Annotated in this window: 26 protein-coding genes; 7 read left to right on the forward strand and 19 right to left on the reverse strand. The window is 39.2% G+C overall.

The annotated features are described in order from the left end of the window. Window positions 1-61 precede the first annotated feature (61 nt). Window positions 62-388 carry a thioredoxin gene (trxA, locus tag MMY79_RS16310; RefSeq protein ID WP_003655060.1) on the forward strand — a complete coding sequence of 109 codons (327 nt, stop codon included), beginning with the start codon at window positions 62-64 and terminating at the stop codon, window positions 386-388. Between the two features lie 322 nt (window positions 389-710). Further along, a complete protein-coding gene (gene rho / locus MMY79_RS16315) occupies window positions 711-1,979 on the forward strand; it encodes a transcription termination factor Rho (protein WP_004794523.1) in 1,269 nt (422 codons plus the stop codon). 164 nt (window positions 1,980-2,143) lie between these two features. On the opposite strand, the gene MMY79_RS16320 is transcribed toward rho, so the two are convergent. Then, window positions 2,144-2,296, reverse strand: a complete 153-nt coding sequence (locus MMY79_RS16320) for a hypothetical protein (RefSeq protein WP_252610272.1) — start codon at window positions 2,294-2,296, stop codon at window positions 2,144-2,146. Window positions 2,297-2,390: 94 nt separating this feature from the next. Here MMY79_RS16320 and MMY79_RS16325 point away from each other — a divergent pair, with 94 nt between their 5' ends. Next, on the forward strand, window positions 2,391-2,636 hold the full coding sequence (locus MMY79_RS16325) for a hypothetical protein (RefSeq protein WP_111855386.1): 246 nt from the start codon (window positions 2,391-2,393) through the stop codon (window positions 2,634-2,636). A 156-nt stretch (window positions 2,637-2,792) separates the two neighbouring features. On the opposite strand, the gene MMY79_RS16330 is transcribed toward MMY79_RS16325, so the two are convergent. From MMY79_RS16330 to pheS, 3 genes are read right to left on the reverse strand one after another with little or no spacing between them, the layout of a single operon-like run. Continuing rightward, window positions 2,793-3,089 (reverse strand): integration host factor subunit alpha, encoded by a 297-nt coding sequence (locus MMY79_RS16330; protein ID WP_000126166.1) that lies wholly within the window; start codon window positions 3,087-3,089, stop codon window positions 2,793-2,795. Beyond that, window positions 3,086-5,467, reverse strand: a complete 2,382-nt coding sequence (gene pheT / locus MMY79_RS16335) for a phenylalanine--tRNA ligase subunit beta (RefSeq protein WP_252610274.1) — start codon at window positions 5,465-5,467, stop codon at window positions 3,086-3,088. Before pheT ends, MMY79_RS16330 begins: the two co-directional genes overlap by 4 nt. A 32-nt stretch (window positions 5,468-5,499) precedes the next feature. Beyond that, on the reverse strand, window positions 5,500-6,480 hold the full coding sequence (pheS, locus tag MMY79_RS16340) for a phenylalanine--tRNA ligase subunit alpha (RefSeq protein WP_252610276.1): 981 nt from the start codon (window positions 6,478-6,480) through the stop codon (window positions 5,500-5,502). Between the two features lie 158 nt (window positions 6,481-6,638). Between pheS and MMY79_RS16345 the strand changes: the two genes are divergently transcribed. Continuing rightward, window positions 6,639-7,631, forward strand: coding sequence for a hypothetical protein (locus tag MMY79_RS16345; protein WP_252610278.1), 993 nt, complete (start codon window positions 6,639-6,641; stop codon window positions 7,629-7,631). Between the two features lie 51 nt (window positions 7,632-7,682). Here MMY79_RS16345 and rplT read toward each other — a convergent pair whose 3' ends face one another. Then, entirely contained in the window at window positions 7,683-8,042 is a 360-nt protein-coding gene (gene rplT, locus MMY79_RS16350) for a 50S ribosomal protein L20 (protein WP_000124858.1), read from the reverse strand. Between the two features lie 11 nt (window positions 8,043-8,053). Further along, window positions 8,054-8,248 (reverse strand): 50S ribosomal protein L35, encoded by a 195-nt coding sequence (rpmI, locus tag MMY79_RS16355; protein ID WP_252610280.1) that lies wholly within the window; start codon window positions 8,246-8,248, stop codon window positions 8,054-8,056. A 236-nt stretch (window positions 8,249-8,484) separates the two neighbouring features. On the opposite strand from rpmI, the gene nreB reads away from it, so the two are divergent. Next, a complete protein-coding gene (gene nreB / locus MMY79_RS16360) occupies window positions 8,485-9,738 on the forward strand; it encodes a nickel resistance MFS transporter NreB (RefSeq protein WP_252610282.1) in 1,254 nt (417 codons plus the stop codon). 44 nt (window positions 9,739-9,782) lie between these two features. Here nreB and MMY79_RS16365 read toward each other — a convergent pair whose 3' ends face one another. From MMY79_RS16365 to thrS, 4 genes are all read right to left on the reverse strand, one after another. Then, window positions 9,783-10,211 carry a YqaA family protein gene (locus MMY79_RS16365; protein ID WP_252610284.1) on the reverse strand — a complete coding sequence of 143 codons (429 nt, stop codon included), beginning with the start codon at window positions 10,209-10,211 and terminating at the stop codon, window positions 9,783-9,785. 57 nt (window positions 10,212-10,268) lie between these two features. Beyond that, on the reverse strand, window positions 10,269-10,889 hold the full coding sequence (locus MMY79_RS16370) for a glutathione S-transferase N-terminal domain-containing protein (protein WP_252610286.1): 621 nt from the start codon (window positions 10,887-10,889) through the stop codon (window positions 10,269-10,271). Between the two features lie 227 nt (window positions 10,890-11,116). Beyond that, the gene (gene infC / locus MMY79_RS16375) at window positions 11,117-11,668 is read right to left on the reverse strand and encodes a translation initiation factor IF-3 (RefSeq protein WP_081399203.1); all 552 of its coding nucleotides are present in this window, start codon (window positions 11,666-11,668) and stop codon (window positions 11,117-11,119) included. A gap of 5 nt (window positions 11,669-11,673) precedes the next feature. Beyond that, entirely contained in the window at window positions 11,674-13,596 is a 1,923-nt protein-coding gene (gene thrS / locus MMY79_RS16380; RefSeq protein WP_003655037.1) for a threonine--tRNA ligase, read from the reverse strand. A gap of 394 nt (window positions 13,597-13,990) precedes the next feature. On the opposite strand from thrS, the gene MMY79_RS16385 reads away from it, so the two are divergent. After that, window positions 13,991-15,628, forward strand: a complete 1,638-nt coding sequence (locus MMY79_RS16385; RefSeq protein WP_252610288.1) for an acyl-CoA synthetase — start codon at window positions 13,991-13,993, stop codon at window positions 15,626-15,628. A gap of 47 nt (window positions 15,629-15,675) precedes the next feature. Here the strand turns inward: MMY79_RS16385 and yjgA are convergent, their stop codons facing one another. The 9 genes from yjgA to mazG form a co-directional block, all read right to left on the reverse strand. Then, on the reverse strand, window positions 15,676-16,212 hold the full coding sequence (gene yjgA, locus MMY79_RS16390; protein WP_252610290.1) for a ribosome biogenesis factor YjgA: 537 nt from the start codon (window positions 16,210-16,212) through the stop codon (window positions 15,676-15,678). Window positions 16,213-16,214: 2 nt separating this feature from the next. Continuing rightward, window positions 16,215-16,484, reverse strand: coding sequence for an HPr family phosphocarrier protein (locus MMY79_RS16395; RefSeq protein WP_013198928.1), 270 nt, complete (start codon window positions 16,482-16,484; stop codon window positions 16,215-16,217). After that, on the reverse strand, window positions 16,481-17,332 hold the full coding sequence (gene rapZ / locus MMY79_RS16400; RefSeq protein WP_004794551.1) for an RNase adapter RapZ: 852 nt from the start codon (window positions 17,330-17,332) through the stop codon (window positions 16,481-16,483). The genes MMY79_RS16395 and rapZ overlap by 4 nt, the downstream gene beginning before the upstream one ends. Before the next feature lie 24 nt (window positions 17,333-17,356). Further along, window positions 17,357-18,205 (reverse strand): pantoate--beta-alanine ligase, encoded by an 849-nt coding sequence (gene panC, locus MMY79_RS16405; RefSeq protein WP_252610292.1) that lies wholly within the window; start codon window positions 18,203-18,205, stop codon window positions 17,357-17,359. Between the two features lie 3 nt (window positions 18,206-18,208). Then, window positions 18,209-19,018 (reverse strand): 3-methyl-2-oxobutanoate hydroxymethyltransferase, encoded by an 810-nt coding sequence (panB, locus tag MMY79_RS16410; protein WP_252610294.1) that lies wholly within the window; start codon window positions 19,016-19,018, stop codon window positions 18,209-18,211. Between the two features lie 46 nt (window positions 19,019-19,064). Further along, window positions 19,065-19,547 carry a 2-amino-4-hydroxy-6-hydroxymethyldihydropteridine diphosphokinase gene (folK, locus tag MMY79_RS16415; protein ID WP_252610296.1) on the reverse strand — a complete coding sequence of 161 codons (483 nt, stop codon included), beginning with the start codon at window positions 19,545-19,547 and terminating at the stop codon, window positions 19,065-19,067. Beyond that, window positions 19,544-21,007: a polynucleotide adenylyltransferase PcnB gene (pcnB, locus tag MMY79_RS16420; protein WP_252610298.1), complete on the reverse strand. Its 1,464-nt coding sequence runs from the start codon at window positions 21,005-21,007 to the stop codon at window positions 19,544-19,546. Before pcnB ends, folK begins: the two co-directional genes overlap by 4 nt. Before the next feature lie 125 nt (window positions 21,008-21,132). Continuing rightward, entirely contained in the window at window positions 21,133-21,537 is a 405-nt protein-coding gene (locus tag MMY79_RS16425) for a ComEA family DNA-binding protein (protein ID WP_252610300.1), read from the reverse strand. Further along, entirely contained in the window at window positions 21,506-22,312 is an 807-nt protein-coding gene (gene mazG / locus MMY79_RS16430) for a nucleoside triphosphate pyrophosphohydrolase (RefSeq protein ID WP_252610302.1), read from the reverse strand. Before mazG ends, MMY79_RS16425 begins: the two co-directional genes overlap by 32 nt. A 112-nt stretch (window positions 22,313-22,424) precedes the next feature. On the opposite strand from mazG, the gene MMY79_RS16435 reads away from it, so the two are divergent. Further along, the gene (locus MMY79_RS16435) at window positions 22,425-23,198 is read left to right on the forward strand and encodes an SDR family oxidoreductase (RefSeq protein WP_252610304.1); all 774 of its coding nucleotides are present in this window, start codon (window positions 22,425-22,427) and stop codon (window positions 23,196-23,198) included.

The following is a 23,198-nucleotide window of genomic DNA, read 5'->3' on the forward strand; positions in this document are numbered from 1 at the left end:
TACTGATAGAGATAATTTCTCCTGTAGTAATAGCACTTTTTCTAAAAATTGGAGCCGTACCATGTCTGCGACTATTGTAAATACAACTGATGATAACTTCCAAGCAGATGTTCTAGACGCTGAAACACCTGTACTTGTTGACTTCTGGGCAGGTTGGTGTGCGCCGTGTAAAGCAATTGCACCTGTTCTTGAAGACTTATCAAGTGAATATGCTGGTAAAGTAAAAATTGTTAAAGTTGATGTAACTTCTTGCGAAGATATTGCAGTGAAATACAATATCCGTAATATCCCTGCTTTATTACTTTTCAAAAATGGTGAAGTCGTAGCTCAACAAATTGGTGCTGTGCCTCGCTCTAAACTTGTTAGCTTTATTGATGAAAATGTTTAAGTCAAAATGCTAAGAATAAAAATACGCTATACTTTTTTATAGCGTATTTTTTTCGGCTATAAATTGACAAATTAAATAAGCTGGCTTATATTGCATGCTCAAGAGGCACTGAAGGGAATCATCTTCGTCCGGCTTCTTACAAGACACAAACATAAAGATCGCCACTCGGCAACAGAAATTGTTTTTTCACATTTTTCTTCGAAACAATCAATCAGACTTCTGAATTGTTATTGTGTAAATACAATTGCGATAATCTTTTTTGTATGCGAGCGATTTTTCTTCTTTTTAAACCACACTCTACTCTTTCCTAATTCTGACCCTTATGAATTTAACTGAACTCAAGAAAAAACCAATTGGTGAATTAATTAAAATTGCTGAATTTATGGGCCTGGAAGGTATGGCTCGTAACCGAAAGCAAGATATTATCTTTGCCATTTTGAAACGCCATGCAATGAATGGCGAAGAAATTTTTGGTGATGGCGTTCTTGAAATTCTCTCTGATGGTTTTGGTTTTTTGCGCTCTGCCGCAGGTTCGTATTTAGCAGGTCCGGATGATATTTATGTGAGTCCCTCACAAATCCGACGCTTTAACTTGCGTACAGGTGATACCATCACAGGTACTATTCGCCCTCCAAAAGAAGGTGAGCGTTATTTTGCGTTGCTCAAAGTTAACCAGATTAACTATGACACGCCAGAAAATTCTCGAAATAAAATTTTATTTGAAAACTTAACACCCCTTTTCCCAACTGAACAATTGGTTATGGAACTCGGTAATGGTACGACAGAAGATTTAACTGCTCGTGTTGTTGACTTAGTTGCGCCAATTGGTAAAGGACAACGTTCTATTATTGTTGCACCGCCAAAAGCGGGTAAAACAATGTTACTCCAAAATATTGCTCAATCGATTGTTAGAAACAATCCAGAAGTATTCCTGATTGTTCTATTAATTGACGAGCGTCCAGAAGAAGTAACTGAAATGGAACGTACTGTTCGCGGTGAAGTCATTGCTTCAACATTTGATGAAGCTCCTGCTCGCCACGTACAAGTTGCAGAAATGGTAATTGAAAAAGCAAAACGTCTTGTTGAACATAAAAAAGACGTTGTGATTCTTCTTGACTCTATTACCCGTCTTGCTCGTGCTTACAACACCGTTATCCCATCATCAGGTAAAGTATTAACTGGTGGTGTAGATGCTCATGCATTAGAACGCCCTAAACGTTTCTTCGGTGCTGCACGTAATATTGAAGAAGGCGGATCTCTTACGATCATTTCAACTGCTTTGATTGAAACAGGCAGTAAAATGGATGACGTAATTTATGAGGAATTCAAAGGTACAGGTAACCAAGAGATTACACTTGATCGCCGTATTGCTGAAAAACGCGTCTTCCCTGCCATGAATATTAAGAAATCTGGCACTCGTCGTGAAGAGCGTTTAATGGATGATGATAACTTACGTAAAGTATGGATCCTCCGTAAGCTTCTACATCCTATGGATGAATTAGCGGCAATGGAATTCTTACTTGATCGTATGAAAGAAACCAAAACAAATGATGATTTCTTCGATCAAATGAAGCGTAAAGCCTCAACTTAATCGATTAATCTTCAATAAAAAGCCACTCTTTTGAGTGGCTTTTTATTTGGTTGACAAGCTTTACACAAAAATACATTTTGCAGTTTTTTATGTAATTTTACTTATAAGCTTTTGATAATAATTATTTTTGAATTAAAAAAAATATGTTTTTTAGTAGTTTACCACTACCTTTTCCAATACACTCGAGCCGATTGATTGTTTTTTTCTGTTAAAAAACAGACTGTTTTTCTGTTTTTCATCCATTTTTTTGACAGACGACAGTAGTATTTCAGCATTTGCAGTGATAGCATAGCGGCAGACCAGTTAGACTGCTCCATGCGTTGTTACCTAGCTACGTTTTAGGAATAATAAAAGCAAAACAGTCCAACTTAGGTTTTTTTAATCTCAAATCTTTTTTGTGAGAGTGATGCCATGTTATTCAAAAAATTTGCTGCCGTTGCTGCTGTAGCTGCTACTTTAGCTTTCGTTGGTTGTTCTAAGAAAGAAGAAGCTCCTGCTGCTGCTTCTGAAGCTGTAGCTGCTGCTTCTGAAGCTACTACTGCTGCTTCTGAAGCTGCTACTGCTGCTTCTTCAGCTGTTGACGCTGCTTCTGAAGCTTCTGCTGCTGCTGCTTCTGCACCTGCTGCTTCTGAAGCTCCTGCTTCTGCTGCACACTAATCTATATATTAGATTAGAAAAAAAGAGGACATTTTGTCCTCTTTTTTTACGCCTAAATTTTATATTCCAAAGATCACTTCGCTTAAACTATCTAGATAAATTGACATCACAGCTTAGTTAAATAAAGCTATCTAAATATAAGCAAAAAAAAGCAGATCAATCGATCTGCTCATTTCCAACGCGTTGTCTAAACTTTTGACCTGCTCTGAAGGTCACTACCCTACGTGCTGAAATTGGAATTTCTTCACCTGTTTTAGGATTACGTCCTGGGCGTTCGCGTTTATCTCTTAACTCAAAATTACCAAAACCAGAGAGCTTAACCTGCTCCCCAGCAATAAGCGCTTGGCTAATTTCGTCGAAGAACAACTCGACCATTTGTTTTGCTTCACGGCGATTTAAGCTGGTTAACTCACTTAAATGATCAGCCATGTCTGCTTTAGTTAATGCTGTCATGAGGCCCTCAATGTCGCTTGATAAGTGTTTTCTAACACTTGGATTATATTGTCCATACCAGATTTAATTTCAGCATCTTCAAGCGTACGTGAAGGATGTTGCCACAAAAGTGCAAACGCTAACGAGCGCTTACCATCTTCGACACCCTGCCCCGTATACACATCGAATAACCATGTAGAGTCTAAAAGCTCTCCACCAGTTTGTTCGATTAACTGCTGAATATCTCTAACATTTATATTATCAGAGATTAAAAGCGCAATATCACGTCTAACCGAAGGAAAACGTGATAATTCTGTAAAATTAGATACATAAGATTGCAAAACAGCTGCTTGATCAAGTTCAGCAACCCAAGTTGTGCTTAAATCTAGCTCATTTTCTAAAGATGGGTGCAAACGGCCCAAGTAACCAATTGATTTACCACCAACTAGAATCTCAGCCGATTGTCCTGGGTGCAACCATGCACGTTCTGAACGAACATATTCAACATTTACACGTCCAGCAGCTAATATCTCTTCAATCTCACCTTTGAAATCAAAGAAATCCATTGGTTGAGGCTTAGCATGCCATGATTCTGGTTCTTGCGAGCCAACTGCAACTAGAGCCAAGGTAGGAGTCTGTTTTAAGTCTTCAATACTTTTAGCATTTTGATAATCAAAACGCAGCCCGAATTCGAAGAAACGAACACGACTTTGCTGGCGGTTGAGATTATATTGTACACAAGGAATTAAACTAGAAAGTAAAGTACTACGCATTGCAGCTAAATCACTTGAAATTGGATTTGCTAGCATCAGTGGCTTAACTTCGGGATTTAATTGCTTTTCAAGTTTTGCATCAGCAAAGCTAAAGCTAATTGCTTCTTGATAACCTAAAGTCACAATCGTTTGACGCAGCTCAGTGAGTTCAAAACGATCTTGGTATTGAGCAAATTTAACATCCATGTTTGGTAAGCTGATCTGGATATTGTCATAGCCATCAATACGCGCAACTTCTTCAATTAAGTCTTGATAAATGGCCATATCGTAACGATGTGATGGTGGCACTACACTCCACTCACCTTCTGCCTTAACTGTTACCTTACATCCTAGTCGAGTTAAAGCATCAGCAATGAAATCACCCGCAACTTGATATCCCAATAATTGGTCTACTTGAGCTTGCTTCAATTCGATTGCTTCACGCTTAGGAAGCAGATCAGTTTTTTCAGCTACAGTAATTGGACCAAACTCGCCGCCTGCTAACTGCTGAATAAGCTGAGAAGCACGATTCATCGCAATTAAAGGTAATTCAAAATCTACACCACGTTCATAACGCTGCGAAGAGTCTGTATGTAAACCAAAACGACGAGCACGCCCAGCGATCGCAAGTGGTGCAAAGAAAGCACTTTCTAGGAAAATATCAGTCGTATCATCAGTTACACTTGATGATAAACCACCCATAATTCCCGCAATTGCTAGAGTTTTTTGATCATCAGCAATCACCATTATATCTTCTTGCAACTCAACTTCTTGATCATTTAAAAGTTGTAATTTTTCTTGTTGTGTTGCTTGACGAACATGTACAGTCCCTTCGATTTTAGACAAATCGAATGCGTGCATTGGTTGACCCAATTCCATTAAGACATAGTTCGTCACATCAACCAAAATACTATGAGTACGGATTCCTGAACGTGATAAAGCCTGTTCCATCCAATCAGGAGTAGCAGCTTTTACATTAACGTTTTTAACCACACGACCAAGATAACGCGGAGCACCTTCAGTACTGATAACTACTTTTTTCTCATCAGCAATGGTGGCATCAACCGAGTTAATTACAGGCTCATTCATTTGCAGCTTATTAATAACTGCAATTTCACGGGCAATACCACGAATACTAAAACAGTCACCACGGTTTGGCGTAATACTGATATCAATGACATTGTCATCAAGTTTGAGGTATTCACGGATATTTACTCCTACTGGAGCATCAGCTGGTAGTTCGAGCAAACCATCGATTTTATCTTCAAGATCAATCTCAGAAGCACCACAAAGCATACCTTGTGATTCAATTCCACGAAGTTTACCTTTTTTGATTTTAAAATCGCCAGGTAATACAGCCCCAATGGTTGCAACTGGAGCTTTCATTCCAGTACGAACATTTGGTGCGCCACATACAATTTGTAAAGGTTCACCTGAACCAATATTCACTGTTGTAACGCGTAGACGGTCTGCATCAGGGTGCTGTTCAACAGTTAATACTTCACCAATTACAACGCCTGTAAATGGTTTAGCCACAGGTGCCAATTCATCCACTTCAAGACCAAGCATCGTCAATTGATCAGACAATGTATCACTATCAATTGCTGGATTAACCCATGTACGTAGCCAATTTTCGCTAATCTTCATCTTTATAAACCTTTTTTAATCCTGAAAAATTGTTAGGCAAATTGGCGTAAGAAACGCACATCATTTTGATAGAACATACGCAAGTCATTAATGCCATAACGCAACATCGCAAAGCGCTCTACCCCTAAACCAAAAGCAAAGCCTTTGTATTTATCAGGATCAATACCCGCGGCACTTAATACATTTGGATGTACCATGCCACAGCCTAAAACCTCTAACCAACGGCCACGTTCATCCATAATATCCACCTCTGCACTTGGCTCAGTAAACGGGAAATATGATGGACGGAAACGTACCTTTAAATCTTTTTCAAAAAACTCATTGAGCAGATTAATCAACAAACCTTTTAACTCAGCAAAGCTGGTATTTTCGGCAATATATAGACCTTCAATCTGATGGAACATTGGCGAATGCGTTTGATCAGAGTCACAACGATAAACACGCCCCGGACATACGATACGGATTGGTGGCTCACTTGTTTCCATTGTACGAATCTGTACACCAGATGTATGCGTACGCAGTAAATGAGTGGCATCAAAATAGAAAGTATCGTGCATGGCACGCGCTGGATGGTGACCAGGAATATTTAATGCTTCAAAATTGTGATAGTCATCTTCAACTTCTGGACCAGTCGCAACTGTAAAACCAGCTTTAGTGAAGAACTGACAAATTCTTTCTTGTACTTGAGTAACAGGATGAACTGTACCAACGCGTTGACCGCGGCCCGGCAAAGTAATATCAATCGTTTCACTTGCTAGTTTTTGCTCAAGTGCTGCCTGTTGTAATGCCGCTTGACGTTCTGTTAAAGCAGTATTAATTGTTTCTCGAACAGCATGAATCGCAGCACCTTGTACTTTGCGTTCTTCAGGGTCCATTTTCCCTAATGCTTTCGATTGTTCTGCAAGCTGGCTTTTTTTCCCTGTAAATTGCACACGTACCTGATCAAGTGCAACAAGGTCTTGAGCTGCTGCAATGGCAGCAAGCGCTTCTGTGGTCAGGGCTTCCAGTGACATATTAACTCTCAAAGCAACAAATTAAAAAAATATAATAAAACACTGCATTCTAACAGTTTTTCATCAGATTGATGAAGTTTATCCATCATGAAAAATGTATTAGGCAACAAAAAGATAAAACGTATAAAATAATAGCATCGTCAATGAGATCAACTATTATGGCGCTCAATCAAATTTGGAAACAACAACTTACGCTTGTGACGTATGGTAATGAATACCTCCGCCAGAATTTAAGCTTTACCCAATGGCGACAACATCATATTTTTGACCACCATAGTTTTCAGTTTCGTGACTTAGCTTCTCAGCATTTACTTGCCCAGCACTTTCAAGTTTGGGTTGAAGCGCTAAAAAAACAAGGCACCACTCAACTCAGTTTACACTTATCAAGCCTTCTCAATGAAGAGCAAAATCCAAACAACAATGTTGAGCTTTTACCTTATAGCCATTTTATCATTAGCCATCAAAATGATAAGAAATTTGCATGGATTTTCGGCCATGAACTTGCTGAATGGTATAACAATGATAATGAGTTTGAAGCGCCTGCTTCACAAACCTGTGAGCTTCGTTTAGAAACTTTCTGGCGTTTTGAACTCAATGAAAAATTATCGAAAAAAATTGAAGCTGATTTAAAAAACCCGCCATGGCAAGAAATAGCTGACTTTATGGATAGTGAATTATTTCGTAGTAAATATGCAGCAGGGTTTGAGGAGCCAGAATTTCAAAAAGCTCATTTTGATGGTATAAACATTACGAGCCAAGAACCAAGACTTGCTTTAATTCCAGAGAATTATCCTGCAGATTATGCCCATCAGCTTTTATATCGTACTCAAGCATTGGCTAATTATTTAGAACAAAAGAAACGCCTTGCAAATGATCCGTTAGGAGAAGAGCTAGACCAAGAACAACTCATTAATTTAAGAAATTTTACGCAAAAAACTGATGATTTGTTTGCCAAACTTATTGTTAAGGCTGCTAATCACTACCAAACAGCTCAGATTGTACCTGTAGTTAAAACCTCCCCATTCGAGCAATCAAATGAAAATCCACAACATTTGAAATCTCACCACCACAAAGGCACTGGTTCAGGCGTTATTAAGCTGATTATTCTAACGATTATTATTTGTGCTCTGGCTTATTATTTTGGGCTTTAACTAAATAATAAAAAAGACCGCTAAAAGCGGTCTTTTTTTGAATCTCTAAGCTTATGCAGCTAATGCACCTTTAGCTTTTTCAGCTAAAGCAGCAAATGCTACTGCATCATGCATAGCGATGTCAGCTAATACGCGACGGTCGATGATCACTTGAGCTTTTTTCAAGCCATCGATCATACGGCTGTAAGACAAACCGTTTTGACGAGCACCAGCATTGATACGCGCAATCCATAGAGCACGGAATTGACGTTTCTTTTGACGGCGGTCACGATAAGCGTATTGACCAGCTTTGATTACAGCTTGGAACGCTACGCGGTAAACGCGTGAACGAGCACCATAGTAACCTTTAGCGCGAGCAAGAATTTTTTTGTGACGACGATGAGCCACTACACCACGTTTTACACGAGCCATTTATAATCTCCTTAGATGTATGGGCACATACGACGAACTGAGTTCATGTCAGAAACATGAACCATTACACAGCCGCGTAATTGACGGATACGTTTAGCAGATTTTTTGGTCAAAATGTGGCGCTTAAATGCTTGTTTGCGCTTGAAACCGTGTGCAGTCGCTTTGAAGCGTTTAGCAGCACCGCGGCGAGTTTTCATCTTAGGCATAACAACCTCTTTTGAACACCTGTTCGGAACGTTTGCACCATTGCAAAAACGACCTGCAGGTAAGGGAGCCGATATTCTAAAGCATCCCAACTTAAAACAAAAGTAAAATGCTCATTTTTTGATAGTAAATTGTCTATTTTATATAAACGATATTTTCTATAATCAATTATCAAATTACGAGAAAATCCACAAAATCATCGCCTATAATAAGCGCAATCTCTTAAATTCAAAAGAATATGAATACACAAAATGATGCTTTCGCTGCATTGCGGTATCGAGATTTCTCTATCGTTACGATCAATCAATTTTGCTTAACGCTTGCAATTTTGATTCAAGAAATTATTGTTGCCTACTCATTATATCAAATCACCAAAGACCCACTGACTTTAGGTTTAATCGGACTTGCAGAAGCAATTCCTTTTATTGCCCTTTCTCTTTGGGGAGGCTATTTCGCAGATAGGTTTAATAAACAGATTATTATGAAAATCTGTTTATTTTTCTCAGTTCCCCTTCCCTTGGTTTTATGGTTGCTTTTCCACTTACATGGTTTAGGGCATATCAGTGTTAGCTTCCTTTCATGGGGCATTTATGCTGTTATTTTTGGTTTAGGAACCATCCGCGGTTTCTACAATCCTTCTGCAACATCTTTAAAACCATTTTTAATTCCACGCGAGCTTTATGCAAATGGTGCGACATGGACAACCATTGGCTGGCAAAGTGGTGTAATTATTGGACCAATGCTGGGTGGTTTTATGCTTGCTTATTTAGGCCGAGAAACCAGCCTATTTAGTGTTGCAGTTTTACTTGGTATTTGCTTTATTTTAATTAACTTATTACATAAACGTAATTTCCCTAAAATTGAAACTGACAATATTTTAGAAAGCTTAGGAGAAGGTTTCCGCTTTATTTGGAAAACCAAAATTGTTCTTTGGGCGATTTCTCTTGATTTAGCTTCTGTTTTATTTGGCGGTGTTATCGCGTTATTACCAATTTTCGCAGAAGATATATTAAAAGTCGGTCCGGAAGGGCTTGGATATTTACGAGCAGCTCCATCTATTGGCGCACTTATCACCATGATTGCTTTGACTCGCTTTCCGCCAACTCAGCACGCATGGCGTAACATGTTACTTGCTGTAGCAGGTTTTGGAATATTTACTATTCTATTCGCCTTCTCAAACAATATGTGGTTATCGCTTTTTACTCTTGCTATGACAGGCGCATGTGACAGTATTTCTGTTGTTGTAAGACAAACCATTTTGCAAATTTTCCCACCAGAAAATATGCGAGGCCGTGTTGCTGCGGTAAATGGTATGTTTGTATCTTCGAGTAATGAATTAGGAGCCTTTGAATCTGGTTTAGCGGCTAAATATTTAGGCACAATTACCGCTACAATTTTTGGAGGCTGTATGACTTTGGTTGTTGTGACTTTCTGTTGGATCAAAACGAACGATCTATTTAAAGTAGACATTACCAAAAGCTCAGAAGATTAATTTAAATAGTTATAAATCAAAGCATCTTCGGATGCTTTTTTATTTTAAATAAAACCAATCACCACCCAGTAAATAAACAAATAGCGCCCTGCTTTGGCAATAATGACTATGCTAAGAAAACGCCAAAAATTTTCTTTGAAGAGTCCAGCAACCAAAGTAATTGGATCGCCAACGATAGGTGCCCAGCTCAAAAGTAAGGAGTAAAAGCCATACTTATGATAAAAGTGTTGGGCTTGTTCTAAACGCTTTTCAGAAACAGGAAACCACTTTCGATGTTTAAATTGCTCTATCTTTAAACCTAACCACCAATTGACACAAGAACCTAAGACATTACCCAAAGTAGCTATACTAATTAAAAGCAAAGCTGAATATTGTCCTTTTAATAATAAGGTTACCAATACCGCTTCAGATTGTAGAGGCAATAAGGTCGCAGCGCCAAAAGCACTGATAAAAAGCAAAAAGTAACTCAGCATAATCAATTACACCAAACTACTTTTTGCTTTAAGCATTTACTAAATCTAGGCAAGAAATTAAGCCACTTTAATTGATAGGGCTTTTTGAACTGCTGGACGTGCTGTTAAGCGAACAATATATTCTTGTACATATGGATAATCTTCAAGCTGAATACCTTGCCATTCATAGCGTAAAATCCACGGTAAAATTGCCATATCAGCAATCGAGTATTCCCCAGCAACAAACTTCTGACCAATCAGTTGTTTATTGAGCACACCATATAAACGTTTAGTTTCATTTAAATAGCGCTCTATGGCATAAGGAATTTTTTCAGGAGCAAATTTATTAAAATGATGATTTTGTCCAAGCATCGGCCCTAAACCACCCATTTGCCACATAAGCCACTGCTCAACCTCAACTCGCTCTTGTTCATCATTTGGGTAAAATAATCCAGTTTTTCGACCTAAATATTGCAAGATAGCACCCGATTCAAATATAGAAATCGGCTCACCACGAGGTCCATTTTGATCAACAATCGCAGGAATTTTATTATTGGGGGAAATTCTCAGGAAATCTGGTTGAAATTGATCATTTTCTAAAATATTAATTGGGTAAAGGGTGTAATCCAATCCCATTTCTTCTAAGGCAATTGTGATTTTATGTCCATTGGGAGTTCCCCAATAATATAGATCAATCATTCTATTTTCCTATTCATCGTTATCATGACTGCGTCTTGCGTTATATCATGTTTTAAGAGGGGCGATGAGATTTCCAACACTAAAAAACACATAAAATTCGTGAATTGAATTTCTTAAAAAATATAGCAATTGTCTTAAATAAAACTGAACAAAGAAAAGTTAAGTGATTTTTTTTATTAATATGAGGGTAAAAAAAAGCACTGCTTTTGCAGTGCTTTTTTTGAGTATTACTTTTTCTTTTTCGGTCCAAGTAACATACCCATTTGACGGCCTTCCATTTTTGGTGCTTGTTCCACAACCCCATACTCAGCCACGTCTGCTTCAATTTTTTGCAATTGAGCTAAGCCAAGTTGTTGATGAGCCATTTCACGACCACGGAAACGTAAAGTGATCTTCACTTTGTTTCCTTCTTCAAGGAATTTCAAAATAGCACGAAGCTTAACTTGATAATCACCAACATCAGTTGCAGGGCGCAGTTTGATTTCCTTCACTTGCACTTGATGCTGTTTTTTCTTCGCATCTTTTTGCTTCTGCTTAAGGTCAAACAAGTGCTTGTTGTAATCCATAATTTTACAAACAGGCGGCTCGGCGTTTGCGACGATCTCAACAAGGTCAAGCTCTACCTCTTCAGCAGCACGCAGTGCTTCACTTAATGAAACAATTCCTTTTTGCTCCCCTTCAGCACCGACAAGGCGTACTTCTTTTGCACGGATCTCATCGTTAATTGCTGGACGGTTGCTTTTTGCACCTTGTTGTTGGTTACGGTCAGGCTGTTTAATCTTTCTTACTCCACAATGTACCGGCCACGTTCGGCGACGGCAGACTTCACTAAGTCAATGAATGCATCTACTGACATAGTACCTAAATTTTTTCCTGAGCGGGTACGTACATTCACTGTACCTTCTTCAACTTCTCGATCACCAAGAACTAACAAGTAAGGAATACGCTCTAGAGTACGCTCACGAATCTTAAATCCGATTTTTTCATTTCTCAAGTCAGAAATAGCACGAAGACCATTTTCTTTGAGTTTCGCTACGACTTTCTCACAAGCTTCAGCTTGAGAGTCCGTAATATTCATGACACATGCTTGTAACGGCGACAACCAAGGTGGCATGAAACCAGCGTAGTGTTCAATTAGTATACCAATAAAACGCTCAAAACTGCCAAGAATTGCACGATGCAACATAACAGGCTGATCACGATCATTGTCTTCAGTTACGTAAGACGCATCTAAACGCTCTGGTAAGTTGAAGTCACACTGAATAGTACCACATTGCCATACACGTCCGAGACAGTCTTTCAATGAGAATTCAATTTTCGGACCGTAGAACGCGCCTTCACCTGGCTGTAGTTCCCACTCAAGGCCCGCTGCATCTAAAGCATCTGCTAAAGATTTCTCAGCCATATCCCAAAGTGCGTCATCACCCACACGTTTTTCTGGACGTGTAGAAAGTTTCATTTGCACTTCTTCAAAGCCAAAATCTTTATAAACATCTAAAGTGAGTTTAATAAAGTCTGCAACTTCTTGACCGATTTGTTCTTTAGTACAGAAGATATGAGCATCATCTTGTGTAAAGCCGCGTACACGCATAATGCCGTGTAAAGAACCAGATGGTTCGTTACGATGGCAAGAACCGAACTCAGCTAAACGAATTGGCAAATCACGGTACGATTTCAAACCTTGGTTGAAAACTTGCACGTGACATGGGCAGTTCATTGGCTTAACCGCATAATTACGACTTTCAGAATGAGTCGTAAACATGTTGTCAGCGTAGTTTGCCGCATGACCAGATTTTTCCCAAAGCGTAAAGTCTACGATTTGTGGCGTTTTAATCTCGAGGTAACCATTGTCTTGCTGAACTTTACGCATGTATTGTTCAAGAACTTGGTAAATCGTCCAACCGTTTGGATGCCAGAACACCATACCCGGTGCTTCTTCTTGCATATGGAACAAGTCTAAGGCTTTACCAATTTTACGGTGGTCGCGCTTTTCAGCTTCTTCAATACGCTTAATGTATGCAGCAAGCTGTTTCTTATCAGCCCATGCTGTACCATAAATACGTTGAAGCTGTTCATTCTTCGCATCACCACGCCAGTAAGCGCCAGAGATTTTTGTCAATTTAAACGATTTTAAGAATTTGGTATTTGGTACGTGTGGACCGCGACACATATCCAAATAATCTTGATGGTAGTACAAGCCCATTTGTGTTTCTTCAGGCATGTCTGCAATCAAGCGTAATTTGTATTCTTCGCCACGTGCAGTAAATTCAGCAATTACTTCGTCACGCGGTGTCATTTTTTTAACGACATCATAATCTTGGTCGATGAGCTTTTTCATGCGCTCTTCGACAGCTGCCATATCATCTAATGTAAAAGGACGAGGCATCCAGATGTCGTAGTAAAAACCTTCTTCAATGACTGGACCAATCACCATCTTAGCTTCAGGGAATAGCTGTTTAACAGCATGTCCTACAAGGTGAGCACAAGAATGGCGAATGATTTCAAGACCTTCTTCATCTTTTGGAGTGATGATTTGTAAGGTCGAATCTTCGGTAATTAAGTCACATGCATCAACTAAGCGATCATTTACACGTCCCGCAACAGTATTTTTTGCTAGACCGGGCCCAATACTTTGGGCAACTTCCATAACAGATACAGCGTGATCAAAATTCTTTTGATCGCCATTTGGCAATGTGATAATTGGCATAAAAAAAATCCTTAAGGAGTGATGCCCTATACGAAGGAGCATTTCACCGCGAGATTATGATCGAGGCGAACCTCAAAATATAAAAACGGTGTAAAGCAAAATTAAAAAACCTGAAAGATTTTACACTTGTTCAAGCAAAGTGAAAACCTTTGAACCCACAAAATCATAAATACATTTTGCTTATCAGGTAAACAGCAATAAATGACTTAAAAATATATTGGGAAGATTTTTGAACACACTCAGCACAAGTGGTTTAAGATGAGGAAAATAGCATTTTTGCTCATTTTCTGACTGAACGGTATTTCTGTTTAAGACTAAAGCATAGATGTATTGATGAGTATTAAGTCATATTTTCAAAGAATGAATTAAAAAATAGAACACGGAGTTGTTTACCATGGTTAGCGCTTATGATGAATTACCACGCACACCCGCAAACTTTGTTGCATTATCACCTCTACGCTACTTAGAACGTGCAGCTTATATTTATCCAAATCAAGCTTCGATTATTCATGGTAAGCGCCAAATTTCATGGAAAGAAACTTACCAACGTTGTTGCCAATTTGCTTCTCAGCTCAAACAACTGGGAATTAAAAAAAATGATACTGTGTCCGTCTTATTGCCAAATATTCCAGCCATGGTTGAAGCACATTTCGCAGTTCCAATGACTGGTGCCGTCCTCAATACGCTCAATACACGCTTAGATGCAAAAACAATCGCTTTTATGTTGGAACATGCTGAAACCAAAGTGCTTTTGGTTGACCCTGAATTTGTTAATTTGGCAAGAGAAGCCCTCTCTCTTATTCCTGACCAACATATTATTGTCATTGATGTAGCTGATGATGAATATGAAGGTGAAAATCAGTTTATCGGCTCTTTTGAATATGAAGAATGGATAGCCCAAGGCGATATTAACTTTGTATGGCATTTACCAGAAGATGAATGGGATGCAATTAGCTTAAATTATACATCTGGAACTACAGGCAATCCTAAAGGCGTTGTTTATCATCATCGTGGGGCTTATCTGAATGCTGCAAGCAATATCTTAGCTTGCGGAATGAAACCTCGTGCTGTGTATTTATGGACATTACCCCTTTTTCATTGTAATGGTTGGTGTTTTGCATGGAGTATCGCAGCCAGCGGTGGAACGAATATTTGTTTGCGTAAAGTCGACCCAGAATTAGTCATGCAACTCATTGCAGAACATAAAGTTGATTATTTCTGTGGTGCTCCAATTGTTCTTTCAATGATTATTAACTTACCTAAAGAGAAACAAACCAACTTTGATCATCATGTTGAAGTAATGGTTGCTGGCGCAGCTCCTCCAGTTGCTATTATTGAAGGTATGCGCAATATGGGCATTAACGTAAATCATGTTTATGGCTTAACAGAAACATATGGACCTTCTGCCCTATGTGCCTCTCAATCTGGATGGAATGAGCTTTCAATTGCTGAGCAAGCTCAGCTTCATTCTCGCCAAGGTGTACCCTATCCATTACAAGACAGTATGCGTGTATTAGACCCCGAAACAATGCAGCCTGTCCCGAATGATGGACAAACCATGGGGGAAATTATGTTTCGTGGCAATATTGTCATGAAAGGCTATTTAAAGAACCCTCAAGCAACTCAAGAAGCTTTTGCTGGCGGATGGTTCCACACGGGAGACTTAGCCGTTTGCCATCCCGATGGTTATGCAAAAATTACTGACCGCTCGAAAGACATTATTATTTCAGGTGGAGAAAATATTTCATCTCTAGAGGTAGAAGATGTGTTGTATAGGCACCCAGCTGTTTTAACTGCTGCTGTCGTCGCTAAACCCGATGCTCGTTGGCAAGAAGTGCCCTGCGCATTTATTGAATTAAAAATGGGTGCTACGGCAACACCTGAAGAAATTATTGAACATTGCCAAAAAGAGTTAGCACGCTTTAAAGTTCCTAAAGATGTGGTCATTACAGAAATTCCAAAAACATCGACCGGCAAATTACAGAAGTTTATTTTGCGTGAGTGGGCAAAAGAACGTGCTGAAAATATATAAATAAAAAAAGCGACGCCTTGAGCGTCGCTTTTTTTATTTAAGCGCATTTAGCCTTGATCAGACAATAATGCAATTTGCTGTACATAGTTAACAAATTTAACTTTTGATGCCTCGATTTCTGCTTCGCTCAACTGTTGAGTTTTATCACGATTGATTCTCAACACATGTTGACGCAAGGTGTGACGTTCCGATGCATTATAAATTTTACTAAATTCATTAATTGCAGGATCACCCTGTTCAATCATGCGGTCAACCCAACGCATTAATTGAGCCTGTCTTTTTGCGCCTTGCTGCGGAGTTAAATAAGACAAAATAATAGTCTCATCTTCATTGCGCAACAATTTACCAATACGTTGAAATTGGCGACGACGTGCTTCAAAAGAACTAATGTTCTGCACTTCCATTAAAGCATCAATTAAACGCTCATCAACTGGAAGTTTCTGAATTTGTTTAATAGAAAGTTGTGCGAGTTGCTCACCTAAAGCAGCCATGCGTTGCACTGCTTTTTTCTGTTCGGTTTTACTTGCACGTCCTTCTAAAGAACCGAAATCTTCTTCAGTATAACGTTGGGAACCACGTGCCACGATTAATCTGCCTCATAAAATTTTGCTGCGAATAACGCCAGTACTTCATTTAATGCCTGTTCTTCGTCGGTACCATCAATGACCAATCGCAAAGTGGTCCCTTTACCTGCACCTAACATCAGCAAAGACATAATATTTTTTGCATCTACTAAATGATCGCCTTTTCCAATCTGAATCGACGAACGAAACTTTGTAGTGACCTCTATCAGTTTCCCTGATGCACGAGCATGTAAACCGAGTTTATTAATTACATCAACAGTTGTGTCTATCATGACCAGTGCTTCATTTCTCTGTGTAAGACCTGAACAGACCATTCTGCCTCAAGTGCTTGTTTTAGTCTATCTACGATATAAACCGAACGATGTTGCCCCCCAGTGCAACCAATAGAAATCGTCATATAGTGACGATGTCCTTCAGCAAATGCGGGAAGCCATTTTTTTAAGAAGTGAAGAATATCATCAAACATTTCGTTTGCTTGCGGACTTGCTTCTAAAAATAGTCTTACTGGCTCATCCAAACCAGAAAAACGTCTTAATTCTAAATCCCAATGCGGATTTGGTAAATGCCGTACATCAAAAACATAATCGGCATCTAAAGGAATGCCATGTTTATATCCAAATGACTGCAATATGACAATAAGCTTATCTGACTGCCCCAATTTAGACAGTAAAATATGCTTTAAATCATGAACACTTTTATCTGTTGTATCAATATGAACCGTAGCACGGAACTGAATTGGAAGCAGTAACTGCTTTTCTTCATGAATACATTGCAACAGACTTTTAAAACGATTAGCTAATGGATGTGGGCGACGCGATGCACTAAAACGCGCAATCAAATCCTGATCTTGTGTCGTCAGATAAATAACATCAACAGTTCCATGCCTTTGTAATTGTTCAAAAACATGATCAAACTCTTGCATATCTGCCCGAGTACTTCTTACATCCACACCTAAAGCTAATTGCTCCAGATTATTTTCATGATCTAGCTTTGCCACAATTTCAGGCAGCAATGCCAAAGGCAAATTATCAATACAGTAATAGCCCAAATCTTCTAATACTTGAAGGGCTGAAGATTTTCCTGAACCAGACTGTCCTGTCACGATAAGTATACGCTTCATGGCATGGCTGTCCTTTGATCTCTTTTATTGGGGTGTAAAGGCAACTTCTAAATTGTCAATCAAACGAGTTGCACCCAGTTTTGCCGCGACAAACAACACAATATCACGATCAAATTGAGTAGCAGGTAGCAGATTCGTCTGACGAGCTTCAACATAATCAACAACAAAACCATTATCTGTCAACTGAGTTTTGATATCTTCTACAACTTGTTGCAAATCTTTGCCTTCATGTAACTGTTGTTCCGCCTGCTTCAAACTTTGATAAATAACCGGAGCGATCTGACGGTTCTCAGCACTTAAATAACCATTTCTTGAGCTAAGCGCCAAGCCATCTGCTGCGCGAACAATTGGCACACCAATCACTTCTAAAGGAAGATTTAAATCTTGTACAAACTGGCGAATAACAGCTAGCTGTTGGTAATCTTTTTGTCCAAAGAAAGCATAGTTCGGTTGCACAATATTGAAGAGCTTAGTTACAACCAAAGCGACACCATCAAAGTGTCCTGGACGCGAACTACCACACAAAGCATCTGTAATCTGACTCACACTGATGTTCGTTAAACGCGGTTGTGTACCGTACATTTGCTCAACTGATGGCGCAAAAATAATGTCACAGCCAACATCGGCAAGTAAGCGACTATCTTGCTCTAAAGTACGAGGATAGTTGTCAAAATCTTCGCCTGGACCAAATTGAGTCGGATTTACGAAGATGCTTACAACCACAACATCACATAGCTTTTTCGCTTCACGAACAAGTGTGAGATGTCCTTCATGCAGATTTCCCATTGTTGGGACAAAACCAATAATTTTACGTGCAGCTCTAGCTGGATTTAAAGAAGCTGCAAGACCTTGTATGGTAGTTTCTGTTTTCATGAATTACAGCTCAACGTGAAAAGTATGTTCTTTGGCAGGGAAAGACTGATCAAGTACCGCAGCATGATAAGCTTTAAATGCATCTAAAATGGCAGTTTCACCTGATTGTTCTTTCATAAAGTTACGAACAAAACGAGCAACTCGACCAAAAGTTAAACCTAACATATCTTGCACAACCAATACTTGACCATCGGTTGCATTACCCGCACCAATACCAATTACAGGGGTATTCGGGAATAATTCAGCAATTTCTTGTCCCAACTGAGCAGGAACACATTCAAGTAATAACACCGATGCGCCCGCTTCAACCACTGCTGTACAATCAGCAATGAGCTGATCTGCCGCTTCACGCGTTCTAGCTTGTAATTTATAACCACCGAACACATGTACAGATTGAGGGGTTAACCCTAAATGTACACAAACAGGCACTCCATTACGGGTTAGCACCTGCACGATTTCACTTAACCATGCACCGCCTTCGATTTTCACCATTTGAGCGCCAGCCTGCATGACTGTTCTTGCATTTTGCAAAGCATCATTCAAGGTTGCATAACTCATAAATGGCAAGTCAGTCATAATCAAGGCATGCTGATTACCACGACGAACCGCTGCTGTATGATAAGCCATATCTTCAACGGTTACTGGCAAAGTTGAATCTCGCCCTTGAATTGCCATTCCAAGAGAATCACCAATTAAGATTGTATCAATTTCAGCAAGTTCCATTGCTTTTGCCATGCTTGCATCGTAACAAGTTAGACAAGAGAACTTACGTCCTTCGGCTTTAAATTTTCTTAAGTCACTTAGACTAATCATGATGATATCCTCTACAGGAGTTTGCAGAACATAATGAATCGAGAGCTTAAGCCCAAGAATCATCCGCAAGTACAGTCAGTGTCGGCTGCTGTATCAGTTCTAAATTTTTAAGTGGCTGATCATTAATCTGTAAATCAGCATCTAAATCTAATAAAGGAATCACAACGAAATCTCGTTGTAAAATTCCTATGTGCGGCACAGTTACGCGCTCATTGTGAATTTTTTCATTGCCATATATAAGCAAATCTAGATCTAAGGTTCGCTCACCCCAACGACGAAGTCGTACACGACCAGCTTCTTGCTCAAAACGTTGTAACTGATCAAGCAAATCTAAAGGTGCAAGATCCGTATTTAATTCTGCAACTGCATTTAAATAATTTGGCTGATCTTGAGGTCCCATAGGTGGACTTTGATAAAGTTTAGAAACTTTAACCACTCCTAAGGTCTTAAGCTTAGCAATGGCTTCAGATAAAATTTGACGTGAATCGCCTAAATTACTTCCTAAACCAATATAAGTGGTTATTGTCATTGCGTTGGCCCAAAAACAACTTGGCTTAAATCGCGTTGTACCCGCTTACGTTTTAAAATTGGATGATCGCCCGTCACGCCTGCTTCTGAAGCAGTCGCTTTTTCAACAAATCGACCTACAGCCTGATCTTGTCTAGTACGTTCTTTTTTCCCACGGCGAGTGCGTGGTTCCGGAATATCAACCAAAGGTTCAATTTCCGTGTCAACTTTATTATTTTCAATAGGCTCAGCGGCAGCTTTACGACGGTTTCTAGCTTTCTGACGATTATATTGGCTGATAGCAGCTTCTTTTTCGTCATTTGACATTTCTTGGTAAGCTTCCCACCAGCTTCCCATTCCTTGTGTTGCGTCATCACCTGACTTTTCACGAAGTAATAAGAAGTCAAAACCAGCACGGAAGCGAGCATGCCCTGCCAATGCTTCTATTTGCTGTGGTTTTGGATTAAGCAAACGAGTCTGCATTTCCCAAACTTCACGAATAAAAGTTTCTGCAAAACGAGGAATAACAGTACGTGTTGCTTGACGTTTTAAAACATCTAAACCTGCTTGCGCACGGGCTTCAGCCGGCACAACACCTTTAGATAAATAAAATTCACAACGCTCTAAAAATGGTTGCCACAATAACACTGCATAGAAAAACGCAGGATTAATGGTTTTACCTACTTGTATACGTTGATCTGTATTCTTTGCTGCTCTTAAAATAAATGGAGTGAGATTAGGCTGAATATCGGCAAAAAGTTGCTTCCAAACACCAAACTCAATCAACATTGGCAAAACACGCGCCAAATGTCCCATTGTGAAAAGCTTTTGAGATTCATCATACAAACGATGCGGAGAGACATCACGCAATAATTGCGTCATTTCTGCATTAAAGATATCGAGAATATTTGAATCAATCTTGAAATTTAGCTTGGCTGCAAAACGTAGAGTACGCAGCATACGCACTGGGTCTTCTTCAAAACGCTGTGCTGGATCACCTAATAAACGTAGAGTTTTATTTTTAACATCGTCCATCGCTTTGCAGAAGTCGAGCACAATACTCTTACGTGGTTGGTAATATAACGTATTGATTGAAAAATCACGGCGAGCAAAGTCTTGTTCGATGGTACCCCAGTTATTGTCACGTAAAATCATGCCAGAGGCACTCGTAACTGCTTTTTTAGGAGGGGCACGGAATGTTGCAACTTCAATAAGCTCACGCCCTGAATAGACATGTGCCAATTCAAATCGACGACCAATGATTCGGCAACGTCTGCCAAAAACTTCTTTAATTTGAGAAGGTGTCGCGTTGGTGACTGCATCGAAATCTTTAGGATTAAACCCTAGCATTAAATCACGGACACCACCCCCAACAATATAAGCTTCATAGCCAGCTTTAGTCAGGCTATCGATCACATCTAAAATCGAAGAAGGAAGTTGGGCTGTGGACAAACCACATTTTGACGCTCGCAAGGTTTGCAAAAGACGCTGTCTCCTACGTCAGTACGTAAATAACAAGTTGTCGCTAATCATAGCTCTAACGCACACAAAGGGCAATTTGATTCTCTGTAGTTTGCGCATGAAATGACAATTGACAAACACATGATTTATAAACTCAACCGCGTTTTATTCTTTTCAAAAATGGCTGGACCTATGCCCTTTACGTTTTTAAATTCATCAATATTTTTAAAGCCGCCATTCTTTTGACGGTATTCTACAATCGCCTGAGCCTTTTTCTCACCAATCCCTTTTAGCTTTTGAAGCTCCTCAATATTAGCCTGGTTTAAATGCACTTGCCCTGAAGCATCAGTCATGTTTGAACTTTTTGAAACATTAGAATGAGAGGAGTGTTGCATGCTCAACTTCTGATCATACATCTGCTGTTTCGCCTTCCACTCCTTAAAATTTTGATCAAAAGATTGAGCCTGAACAAAGGTTGATGAAATCAGGCTCCAAAATAAAATAATAAAAATATAAGACTTACTCTTCCAAAGACTCATGTTTAGCTGCATGTGTTTTTTCCCCTAAACGTAACTGCCGCTTTGCCTGATTCCACAATTCATCCATTTCAGACAAGGTCATGTCCTCTAATGTTCTTTGCTGTTTTCGCGCTTGATCTTCAATAAAAGCAAAACGGCTTCTAAATTTATGTATTGTTGATAAAAGTGATGTTTCACTTGAAATCGCGAGTTTACGTCCAACATTGACTAATGAAAACAGACAATCTCCAAATTCATCTTGAATTTCATCAATATTTTGATTTTTTAGTGCTTGCTTAAACTCATCTAGCTCTTCTTCTAGTTTTCCATAAGTATCTTCTACGGTTTCAAAGTCAAACCCAACTTTTGCGACATTTTCTTGAATTTCTTGTGCCTGCAATAGAGCTGGTCCATGCTTAATTTCGTCCAATCTTGATTGGGGCTTGCCTTGTTTTTCTTGTTGTTTAATTTGTTTCCATAACTCACTTACTTGTTCTGGCGTTAAATTATTAAATTGATTTGCCTGAAAAACATGTGGATGACGGCGTATTAACTTTTCACTTATTGCTTCAACAACATCTTGAAAATTAAAAGCACCTTGCTCACTAAACATTTGTGATTGAAAAACAACTTGTAATAACAAATCACCTAGCTCATTTCTAATTTCATCAATGTCACCTTGACGAATGGCAGCCTCAACTTCATATGCTTCTTCAATCGCATACTTGGTAAGAGTCATGGGGGTTTGAGCTTGATCCCACGGACATTTTTCTCGTAACTCTTGCATGATTTTAAGCAATTTATCCATGGTAACCCTCAAGTTTAAAAAGTCGGTCAGTTAAACTAAGATTTTAATTTGTTATGATCAAAATCAAAGCGATTAAATCAGTCGCACTATTGTACTGACAAAGAGAAAAAAGATGAGACACAGTATTCTGATTAGTGGTGCCGCTCAAGGTATTGGGGCTGAAATTGCACGCGTATTCTACAAACAAGGATATAAAGTAGGCATTTATGATATTAATGAATCGCTTGCTCAAGAATTGGCAAATGACCTAGGGGCAAATGCCCGTGCCGGCTACCTGGATGTAAGTGATTACAGCCAGTGGCAACACATATTAAAAGAATTTACCGACTGGGCTGGTGAACTCAATATTTTGGTAAATAATGCCGGTATTTTATATTCTGGTGCATTTGAAACAACTGATATTAAAGCTCACCAAAGAACAATAAATATTAATGTAAACGGTGTTATCAATGGCTGTCACGCTGCGCTCCCCTATTTAAAGCAAGCGTCTTTTGCACGCGTTATCAATCTTTCTTCAGCTTCTGCAATTTATGGGCAAGCTGATTTAATTTCTTATTCTGCCAGTAAATTTGCCGTTCGCGGAATTACTGAAGGTTTGGATGTGGAATGGAAAAAATATGGTATTCGCGTTTTAGATGTGATGCCGCTATTTGTGCAAACTGCAATGGTTAAGGGTATGGATGCAGGCACAATTCAAAATATGGGAGTAGATTTAACTCCAAATGATATTGCTCAACAGGTACTTACGCTTGTAGAGAAAAAGGCTCATTTCTGGACGCCTACTCACACTCCAGTTGGCATAAAAACTAAACTGCTTTATCAACTCTCGACTTTAAGCCCTCAGTTTTTAAATCGGCTGACTAACATTTATTTATCGAGAAAATAA

This window comes from Acinetobacter sp. XS-4 (assembly GCF_023920705.1).
In the GTDB taxonomy this organism is placed as follows: Bacteria; Pseudomonadota; Gammaproteobacteria; order Pseudomonadales; family Moraxellaceae; genus Acinetobacter.

Excerpts from the sequence above, each read along its gene's own strand:
- trxA (WP_003655060.1), top strand. The coding sequence starts at position 62 with ATGTCTGCGACTATTGTAAATACAACTGATGATAACTTCCAAGCAGAT.
- rho (WP_004794523.1), top strand. The coding sequence starts at position 711 with ATGAATTTAACTGAACTCAAGAAAAAACCAATTGGTGAATTAATTAAA.
- MMY79_RS16320 (WP_252610272.1), bottom strand. The coding sequence starts at position 2,296 with ATGGAGCAGTCTAACTGGTCTGCCGCTATGCTATCACTGCAAATGCTG.
- MMY79_RS16325 (WP_111855386.1), top strand. The coding sequence starts at position 2,391 with ATGTTATTCAAAAAATTTGCTGCCGTTGCTGCTGTAGCTGCTACTTTA.
- MMY79_RS16330 (WP_000126166.1), bottom strand. The coding sequence starts at position 3,089 with ATGACAGCATTAACTAAAGCAGACATGGCTGATCATTTAAGTGAGTTA.
- pheT (WP_252610274.1), bottom strand. The coding sequence starts at position 5,467 with ATGAAGATTAGCGAAAATTGGCTACGTACATGGGTTAATCCAGCAATT.
- pheS (WP_252610276.1), bottom strand. The coding sequence starts at position 6,480 with ATGTCACTGGAAGCCCTGACCACAGAAGCGCTTGCTGCCATTGCAGCA.
- MMY79_RS16345 (WP_252610278.1), top strand. The coding sequence starts at position 6,639 with ATGGCGCTCAATCAAATTTGGAAACAACAACTTACGCTTGTGACGTAT.
- rplT (WP_000124858.1), bottom strand. The coding sequence starts at position 8,042 with ATGGCTCGTGTAAAACGTGGTGTAGTGGCTCATCGTCGTCACAAAAAA.
- rpmI (WP_252610280.1), bottom strand. The coding sequence starts at position 8,248 with ATGCCTAAGATGAAAACTCGCCGCGGTGCTGCTAAACGCTTCAAAGCG.
- nreB (WP_252610282.1), top strand. The coding sequence starts at position 8,485 with ATGAATACACAAAATGATGCTTTCGCTGCATTGCGGTATCGAGATTTC.
- MMY79_RS16365 (WP_252610284.1), bottom strand. The coding sequence starts at position 10,211 with ATGCTGAGTTACTTTTTGCTTTTTATCAGTGCTTTTGGCGCTGCGACC.
- MMY79_RS16370 (WP_252610286.1), bottom strand. The coding sequence starts at position 10,889 with ATGATTGATCTATATTATTGGGGAACTCCCAATGGACATAAAATCACA.
- thrS (WP_003655037.1), bottom strand. The coding sequence starts at position 13,596 with ATGCCAATTATCACATTGCCAAATGGCGATCAAAAGAATTTTGATCAC.
- MMY79_RS16385 (WP_252610288.1), top strand. The coding sequence starts at position 13,991 with ATGGTTAGCGCTTATGATGAATTACCACGCACACCCGCAAACTTTGTT.
- MMY79_RS16395 (WP_013198928.1), bottom strand. The coding sequence starts at position 16,484 with ATGATAGACACAACTGTTGATGTAATTAATAAACTCGGTTTACATGCT.
- rapZ (WP_004794551.1), bottom strand. The coding sequence starts at position 17,332 with ATGAAGCGTATACTTATCGTGACAGGACAGTCTGGTTCAGGAAAATCT.
- panC (WP_252610292.1), bottom strand. The coding sequence starts at position 18,205 with ATGAAAACAGAAACTACCATACAAGGTCTTGCAGCTTCTTTAAATCCA.
- panB (WP_252610294.1), bottom strand. The coding sequence starts at position 19,018 with ATGATTAGTCTAAGTGACTTAAGAAAATTTAAAGCCGAAGGACGTAAG.
- folK (WP_252610296.1), bottom strand. The coding sequence starts at position 19,547 with ATGACAATAACCACTTATATTGGTTTAGGAAGTAATTTAGGCGATTCA.
- MMY79_RS16425 (WP_252610300.1), bottom strand. The coding sequence starts at position 21,537 with ATGCAGCTAAACATGAGTCTTTGGAAGAGTAAGTCTTATATTTTTATT.
- mazG (WP_252610302.1), bottom strand. The coding sequence starts at position 22,312 with ATGGATAAATTGCTTAAAATCATGCAAGAGTTACGAGAAAAATGTCCG.
- MMY79_RS16435 (WP_252610304.1), top strand. The coding sequence starts at position 22,425 with ATGAGACACAGTATTCTGATTAGTGGTGCCGCTCAAGGTATTGGGGCT.